The 7,826-nt window shown below is 72.0% G+C and carries 7 protein-coding genes; all 7 read right to left on the bottom strand.

The features are described from left to right. Positions 1-124 precede the first annotated feature (124 nt). A complete protein-coding gene (locus tag ACFRMQ_RS15240; RefSeq protein WP_380730917.1) occupies positions 125-886 on the bottom strand; it encodes an SDR family NAD(P)-dependent oxidoreductase in 762 nt (253 codons plus the stop codon). A gap of 60 nt (positions 887-946) precedes the next feature. Continuing rightward, complete coding sequence (locus ACFRMQ_RS15235) at positions 947-2,374, bottom strand: MFS transporter (protein WP_380730916.1); 1,428 nt, start codon at positions 2,372-2,374, stop codon at positions 947-949. 41 nt (positions 2,375-2,415) lie between these two features. Next, complete coding sequence (locus ACFRMQ_RS15230) at positions 2,416-4,086, bottom strand: FAD-binding protein (protein WP_380730920.1); 1,671 nt, start codon at positions 4,084-4,086, stop codon at positions 2,416-2,418. 59 nt (positions 4,087-4,145) lie between these two features. Next, on the bottom strand, positions 4,146-4,622 hold the full coding sequence (locus ACFRMQ_RS15225; protein WP_380730915.1) for an AtaL-like protein: 477 nt from the start codon (positions 4,620-4,622) through the stop codon (positions 4,146-4,148). A gap of 406 nt (positions 4,623-5,028) precedes the next feature. Then, the gene (locus ACFRMQ_RS15220) at positions 5,029-5,784 is read right to left on the bottom strand and encodes a hypothetical protein (RefSeq protein ID WP_380730914.1); all 756 of its coding nucleotides are present in this window, start codon (positions 5,782-5,784) and stop codon (positions 5,029-5,031) included. Positions 5,785-5,911: 127 nt separating this feature from the next. Next, positions 5,912-6,658, bottom strand: coding sequence for a hypothetical protein (locus ACFRMQ_RS15215; RefSeq protein ID WP_380730913.1), 747 nt, complete (start codon positions 6,656-6,658; stop codon positions 5,912-5,914). Next, positions 6,655-7,572: an ATP-binding cassette domain-containing protein gene (locus tag ACFRMQ_RS15210; protein WP_380730912.1), complete on the bottom strand. Its 918-nt coding sequence runs from the start codon at positions 7,570-7,572 to the stop codon at positions 6,655-6,657. Before ACFRMQ_RS15210 ends, ACFRMQ_RS15215 begins: the two co-directional genes overlap by 4 nt. Between the last annotated feature and the right edge of the window lie 254 nt (positions 7,573-7,826).

Here is a 7,826-nt window from a genome sequence, read left to right as displayed (position 1 = left end):
GGCCGTCAGCTCCGGCCGCAGGGCGGCCGGGAGCGGGAGGTGGACGGTGGCCTCCCCGCGGAGCTCGTCCCGGACCGGACCGGGACGAGCCGGGGCGTGACGGGAAGGGCCGTCGTCGTGGACCTCAGGCGGTGGTGCCGCCGTCGATCACCAGGTCGTGACCGACGACGTAGCTCGACTCCTCGGACGCCAGCCACAGGACGGCGTTGGCGATCTCCTCGGTGGTGGCGACCCGGCCGATCGGTACGGCGTCGCGCACCCGCTCGTCACGGGCCGTGCGGTCCTCGCCGGACCGGAACGAGAGCGGGGTGTCCGTCGCACCGGGGCTGATCCCGTTGATCCGCACACCGTCGGCGATGTACTCACGGGCGGCGTTGCGGGTCAGGACGCTCACGGCCGCCTTGGAGGCCGCGTAGGCGGACATGCCGGGCCTGCGTCCGTGGAACCCGATGTTCGAAGCGCAGTTGACGATCGTCCCGCCGCCGTTGGCGCGCATGTGGGCGATCTCGTACTTCATGGCCAGCCAGATGCCGGTGGTGTTGACGGCGAAGACGTTCGACCAGACCTCGTCGTCAAGCTCGGCGGTGGGGGCCGGCTTGCCGACGGTGCCCGCGTTGTTGAACGCGATGTGCAGGCCGCCGTGGCGCTCCACGACGGTCGCGACGAGCCGCCGGACGTCGGCGGAGCTGGTGACGTCCGCCTGGACGAAGTCGCCGCGGCCGCCCGCCGCCTCGATGTTCTTGACGGTCTCGGTGAGCGGGTCGACACGTCGACCCGCGACGACCACGGTGGCACCCTCCCGGGCGAAGCGCAGGGCGGTCTCACGGCCGATGTTGGTGCCGCCTCCGGTGACGAGGATGATCCGGTTCGAGAAGCGGTCGGTCATGTGCGTGCCTTTCGTGTTGCGGTAATGTCGGCCGCTCATACGGCCGTGGTGCGTCAGGAGTTACTTGGTCTTGCGGGCGAGGATGGCCCACACCCCGAGCAGTGCGCTGGCGAGGAACACGGCCGAGGCCGCGACCAGGGCGAAGGAGTATCCGGAGGCGGTCGCCGCGGTGCCGCCGCCCAGGTGCAGGGTGCGGGACGCCGCGACCGTGGCGAGCACGGCCAGTCCGACGGTCGGCCCGATCTCCATGCAGGTGTTGACGACCCCGCCGGCCATCCCGGAGTCCGCCTCGTCGACGTCGGAGACGGCGCCGACCGTGGCCCCGGCGAACACCCCGACGATGCCGAGCGGGAAGACGACCATGCCGATGGCGATCTCCGCGGTGAAACCGGTGTCGGCGCTGAGGCCGGACAGCAGCAGCAGTCCGCAGGCCGCCACCACGAAGCCGGCCGTCAGGACCTTCAGCGGGCCGAGCCGCCGGATGGCCCGTCCGACGAAGGCGGCGGCCGGCAACTGCGCCGCGGCGAACGGCAGGAAGTAGAGCGAGGTCAGCGCGGGGGAGCCGCCCTTGACCTGCTGGCAGTAGAGCGAGAAGAAGTAGAACACGGAGGACATCCCGGCCGACGCGGCCAGCACGGCCCACAGCGCGGTGGCCCTGGGCAGCGAGGCGACGAACCGCAGCGGCAGCACCGGGTTGGCGGCCCGGAGTTCGACCAGGAGGAACCCGACGAGCAGGACGACGCCCAGAGCGATGGGCCCGTAGGTGCCCGGGCTGTTCCACCCGTCGGTCTCGGTGGCCGCCAGCCCCCAGGTGAGCACCGTCAGGCCGACGGTGATCAGGACGCTGCCCGGCACGTCGAGCGGCGCGGCCGAGCTGCTCTCCCCCGTCGGGAGGAACCGTCGTGCCGCCCCCAGCACCACCAGGGACACCACGACGGGGACGGCGAACTCCCAGCGCCAGGACGTGTAGGCGCAGACGACTCCGGAGAGCAGCGTCCCGGAGGTCGCGCCGAGCGCCGACAGGGTCCCCCAGACGGCCACCGCGCGCTGGTGCGCGGCACGGTCCCGGTAGACCACCCCCAGCAGCGACATCGCCGCCGGCGCGGCCAGCGCGGCGCCGGCGCCCTGCACGAACCGGGCCGCCAGCAGCAGCGCCGCGTCGGGCGCGCAGCCGGCGAGGGCGGAGGCCGCGCCGAACAGCGTGACCCCCCAGATCAGGACCCGCCGCCGCCCGGCGCGGTCGGCGAGCCGGCCGCCCAGCAGGAGCAGGCCGGAGAAGGACAGCCCGTAGGCGGTGCTCGCCAGGGTGAGCTGGGCGTCCGACAGGTCCAGTTGCCGTTGGATCGACGGAAGGGCCGGCGAGAGCATCGTGATCGAGAAGATCAGGACGGTCTGCATCGCGGCCAGCAGCGCGAACGCGGTGCCGGGCCGGGTGACGGCCCCGCCGAGGGACGGGGCGGCGACGGTATTGCGCTCCGTCAGTGTCATGGGGGCGTTCCTCACAACTCGCTAAGAGACGTCTCCGGACGTCAGGAGCTCGACGGCAGTCGGATGGACTGGTCGTGGTGGAAGATGTTCAGCGGGTCGTAGGCGGCCTTGACCCGCTGGAGCCTGGGGTAGCCGTCCTTGTAGTACAGGGTGTGCCAGGGCGCGCCCGAGGTGTTCCACTGCGGGGAGTTCAGGTCCACGTCGGCGTAGCCGATGAAGCAGCCGTCCGTCACGTCGTTGGACACGGGGACGCCGCCGGTGGCCGCGTAGACGTCGCGGTAGAACTCGCGGATCCAGTCCAGGTGGGCCTGGTCGTCCGCCTGGTCGTACCAGAAGGTGATGTAGTGCAGCTTCTGCACCGAGTCGCGCTGGGCGACGACGGTGTCGGAGCCGCCGACGGTATTGATCCGGCCGCCGAAGGTGGTCAGCATGACGACCGACATCGGGCCGTTGTAGTCGGTGCGGGTCAGGTTCTTCCAGAAGGCGGCTATCTGGTCGTCGGGGAAGCCCCGGCGCAGGTAGGCGGACTTGGCCTTGAAGCGCGCCGAGGTGTCGGGCGCGGTGAAGCCAGGCCACAGGGTCACGGCGTGCTGCCAGGAGACCAGGCGGCGGTCGTCCACCGAGTAGTCGATGCCCGTCCCCGCGTTGACGGCGGCGAGGAAGTCGTCCAGGAGCGTGCCGGCGTTCGCCAGCCCGGCGTCGATCTGGGTGGACATCGTGAACCTGCCCGCCGACCGGTGCGTCGGCTTGAGCTGGGCGAACAGCGAGGCGTACGGCGAGGTGGCCGAGCTGTTGTCGGCGCACCACTGCCCGAAGTTGCGCAGCAGCCTGGTGAACGCCGCCTCGGTCATGCCCGACCACGACCACGACACGCTGCTGAGGATCACCTGCGACGGCGGCTGCGGCAGCAGCGTCGTGGGGTCGGAGCCCTTGGCGCCCGGGGACCGCATCAGGTACTTGGTGATGATGCCGAAGTTGCCGCCGCCACCGCCGGTGTGCGCCCACCACAGGTCGCGGTTGGGGTCGGAGGCCTCCCGGGTGGCGACGATCTTGCGGGCGCGTCCCCTGGCGTCCACCACGACGACCTCGATGCCGTAGAGGTGGTCCACCGTCAGGCCGTGCTTGCGGGACAGGGCGCCGTAGCCGCCGCCCACGATGTGGCCGCCGGCGCCGACGGTGGGGCAGGTGCCGCCGGGTATGGTGACGCCCCAGCCCTTGTAGAGCTTGGTGTAGACGTCGCCGAGCAGCGCGCCCGGCTCGATCACGAAGGCCCGGTACTGCGGGTCGTAGAAGACGTCCTTCATCAGCGAGACGTCGATGACCGCCCGCACACCGGAGTCGGTGACGAAGTCCTCGTAGCAGTGGCCGCCGGCGCGGACCGCGATCCGCTTGCCGGCGCGTACGTAGTCCTGGACCGCCTGGAGCACCTGGTCGGCGTTGCCCACCACGCGTATCTCGTCGGGCGTGCCCACCCAGCGGAGGTTGTGGCCCCAGACCAGGTCGGGGTACCGGCGGTCGCCGGACGCCACGGTGATGGGCCCGAAGGTGCCGCCCGGTGCGGTCGGTGCGATGGTGGAGGCGGTCGGGTCGGGGGTGCTCGGTGTGTCGGCGATGGCGGTTCGGGCCGCGGCGGGGACCAGGGCGAGCCCCGCGAGGGACCCGCCGGTCACCGCGCTCTTCGACAGGAATCTACGGCGTGAGACGTGCGTCATCATTCTTCACTCTTCTGACAAGGGGCGGCGATTGACATCGGACCGGTGCGACGGACCGCTCATTGAGCCGCGGTCTCCCCGGCCGTGACGCGCAGCCGGGCGGTCATCGCGTCGGCGGTTTCGGTGAAGTCGGAGGTGATGTCGGCCAGGTACTCGGGCTCCCGGGTGGCGCGCTCGGAGGCTTCCTCGGTGAGGGTGAGCAGGAGCGTCAGGGTGAGCTCCCCGGCCGGCGTCTCGCCGAGCTGGTTGACGATCTCCGCGAAGTCGGTGGTGTTATCGCTCGTGAAGGTGATCCGGCCGGCCTGCTCGTCCGGGGTGACCCGCTGCACCAGGACCCGCTCACCCCGCTCGGCACGGCGCAGGTAGCCGACCTCGTACCGCTCCTCGATGGTGCTCGCGGTGATCGCGGGCACGTAGCTGACCGGCTCCTCCGCCTTGTGAAGCATCGCCTGCCACACCTCGCCGCGGCCCACGGCCTCCGCGGGGTCGTTGTCCGGGCTGTTGACGAGACGCGTCCAGGACAGCGTGATCTGCATGGAACCCGTTCCCCTCGGTTGGATTCTGTGGATGAGAAGGGCGAGGCGAGGCCACCGTGGTCCACCGATGTCTGATGAAGCGTCAAACATCCGGTCCGCTGGCCGAATCGATCCCCGGAGAGCGCGAATTCCCCCGGGTTTCCCCACCCCTTGCGCCGTCGACCCGGTCCTTCTCGGGCCGCTTTCGACACTACCGCCGCGCCAGGCGCTCACGGACGGGACGCCGGGGGACTGCGTCAAGTCGAGGACCGTGCCGGGTTCGTCGATGCTCCGACGTCGCCCGATCTCGATTCGCGGCGGGTGCCGGAGAGGTCGCGCCGGGCGGCCGCACGGGGAACGGCGAACAGATGACAGCTGACAGATTTCGAAATCTGTCAGCTGTCATCTGTTCGCCGTCCACTCCCTGTCAGTGGTGCTCGTACCGCCGCATCGCCCGCAGGCCGCCGTACGCGGCCAGGGCCGTCCAGAGCGCCATGATCAGCAGTCCGGTCCAGTGGCCGTAGTGGATGCCCGGCTCGGGCTTGGTGCGGGTCGCGTACAGGCCGGCCCGGTCCGGCAGGAACTGGCCGAGTTCACGGACGCCGGGGATGGCGGCCAGCCAGGTGGTGCCCAGGAACACCATCGGGGTCAGCAGGCCGAGCGCGGCGCTCAGGTTCCCCATCATCGCGGTCAGTCCGAGACAGAGCAGCACCATCATCGGGTGGTAGAGCACTCCGGCCAGGAAACTGCGGGCCAGGCCCGGAGTGGAGAGGTCCAGGCCGACGGTGGTGCCGACGGCCAGGAACGAGCCCGCCGTCGAGGCCAGCCCGAGCAGCAGGCCCAGCCCCGCGCCGAGCGCGAGCTTGGCGCCGTACAGCCGGCCGCGCCGGGGGACGGCGGTGAGTGAGGCGCCGACCATGCGGGTGTTGAACTCCTGGCCGATCAACAGGACGCCGAGGCAGGCCACCGCGACGTGGCCGAACAGCAACCCGTAGAAGATCCCGTTGGCCGGGTCCTCGCCGGGCGTGTGGTCCTTCGCCCCGTAGGCGGCGTTGACGGCCGCCGTGACGCCGACGGTCATCGCCAGGGCGACCAGCGGGGCCGCCCACTGCGAGGGCAGCGTGGTGAACTTGACCCGCTCGGCGCGCAGGGCGTCGGACACCGTGCTCGTCGTCGCTCCCATCCCTGGCCTCCCCGCTCCCGGCGCCGCCATCTCCGGCGTGCCCATCTCCGGCGCCGCCACCTCCGGGGTCCCCATCTCCGGCCTCCTGCCTGTCATTTCCTGAATCCCGTCTTCCGTTCGCCCGCGGTCACTTGGCGCGCCGCAGGGCGCGCAGGCCGCCGTACGCGGCCAGGGCCGTCCAGAGCGCCATGATCAGCAGTCCGGTCCAGTGGCCGTAGGCGACCTTCGGGTCGTCGGCGTAGCGCAGCGCGTACTGGCCGGCCCGGTCCGGCAGGAACTGGACCACCAGGCGGATACCGGGTACGCCGCCGAGCAGCGGCGAGAGCAGGAAGAGGGACGGGACCAGCAGTCCCATGGCGGCGGTGAGGTTGCCCAGCAGGGCGGTCGTCCCGAGGCAGAGCACCACCAGCATGGTCTGGTAGAGCACTCCGGCGACGGCGGCGCGGACGAAGGCGGGCCCGTCCCACTCGGCGGGGACGGTGGCCGCGTACCCGGCGAAGGCGCCCGCCGTGCCGACGGCGCCGACGGTGAGGCCGACCAGCGCGCCGAGCGCGAGCTTGGCGCCGTACAGCCGGCCACGACGCGGGACGGCGGTGAGCGACACGTCGATCATCCGGGTGTTGAACTCCTGGCCGATCAGCAGGACGGCGAAGCAGACCAGCGCCGCCTGGCCGAAGTTGAGCCCGTAGAAGACGCCGACGCCCGGATCGTCGGTGATGCTGTGATCCTTGCCGCCGAGGGCGGCGCCGATCGCGGTGGTGACCCCGGCGGTGAGCGCGAGGGCGAGCATTGGGGTGATCCAGAGCGAGCGGAGGGTGGTGAGCTTGATCCGTTCGGCGCGCAGGGCGTCGAGGGCGGGAGCCGGAGCGCTCATGCGGCAGCCTCCGCACGGTACTCGACGCTGTCGGCCGTCATCCGCATGAACGCCTCCTCCAGTGAGTCCTGTTGTACGGCGATCTCGTACAGCACGACGCCGTTGGCGGCGGCGAGCGCGGCGATCCGCTCGGGCTCGGCACCGCTCACCTCCCAGGTGCCGCCGCCGACTTCGGTGGCGTCCAGGCCGTGGCCGGGGTCGCCGAGCAGGGCGGCGAGCTTGGCCGGGTCGACGGCGCGGACCCGGACCCTGGTCCGGCCGTGGCGGTCGATGAACGCGGCGGTGGCGGCGTCGGCGAGCAGCCGGCCGCGCCCGATCACCACCAAGTGGTCGGCGGTCAGCGCCATTTCGGTCATCAGATGGGAGGAGACCAGCACCGCGCGGCCCTCGGCGGCCAGGTCGCGCAGCAGGGTGCGGATCCAGCGGATTCCCTCCGGGTCCAGGCCGTTCACCGGTTCGTCCAGCAGCAGCACCGGCGGGTCGCCGAGCAGCGCGGCGGCCACTCCGAGGCGCTGGCGCATACCGAGCGAGAAGCCCCGGATCCGCCGCCCGGCCGCGTCCGCCAGGCCGACCTGGCCGAGCACCTCGTCGACCCGGCGTCCCGGCAGCCCGTTGCTCGCGGCGAGCCAGCGCAGGTGGCCGTGCGCCGTCCGGCCGCCGTGCAGCGCCTGGGCGTCCAGCAACGCTCCGACCGTCCGCAGCGGGGCCGGAAGCCGAACGTACGGCCGGCCGTCGACCAGCGCGTGTCCGGCGGTCGGCCGGTCGAGGCCGAGGACCAGGCGCATGGTGGTGCTCTTTCCGGCGCCGTTCGGGCCGAGGAAGCCGGTCACCACGCCGGGTCGGACCTCGAAGGTCAGGTCGTCGACGACGCGCCGGCCGTCGTACTCCTTGGTCAGGCCCTGGATCTCGATCACGGCCCGCTCCCCTCGTCTCGTCGTCGGTGGCGTCCGCCGGTCGGCCGTGGCCGGCCCCGGGCGGTGGCTCCATTCGACCGGAGCGGGCGGGTGCGGCGGATCCCGCCGGGGCGGGGAGCCGCCTCCCTCCCGAGAGGGAGACCGCGCGCGACCGGCGCGGGAGCCGGCGGCCGGGCGGGGCTGGCAGGATGGCGTCCATGTCCAAGATCGCAGCGCTCAGGAGCGCGGTGCTCGGAACCGCCGCTCCCGGGGGC

This window comes from Kitasatospora sp. NPDC056783 (assembly GCF_042789895.1).
Lineage (GTDB): Bacteria > Actinomycetota > Actinomycetes > Streptomycetales > Streptomycetaceae > Kitasatospora.
The sequence above is the reverse complement of the archived record's forward strand: the minus strand, read 5'-3'. Positions and strand labels throughout refer to the sequence as shown.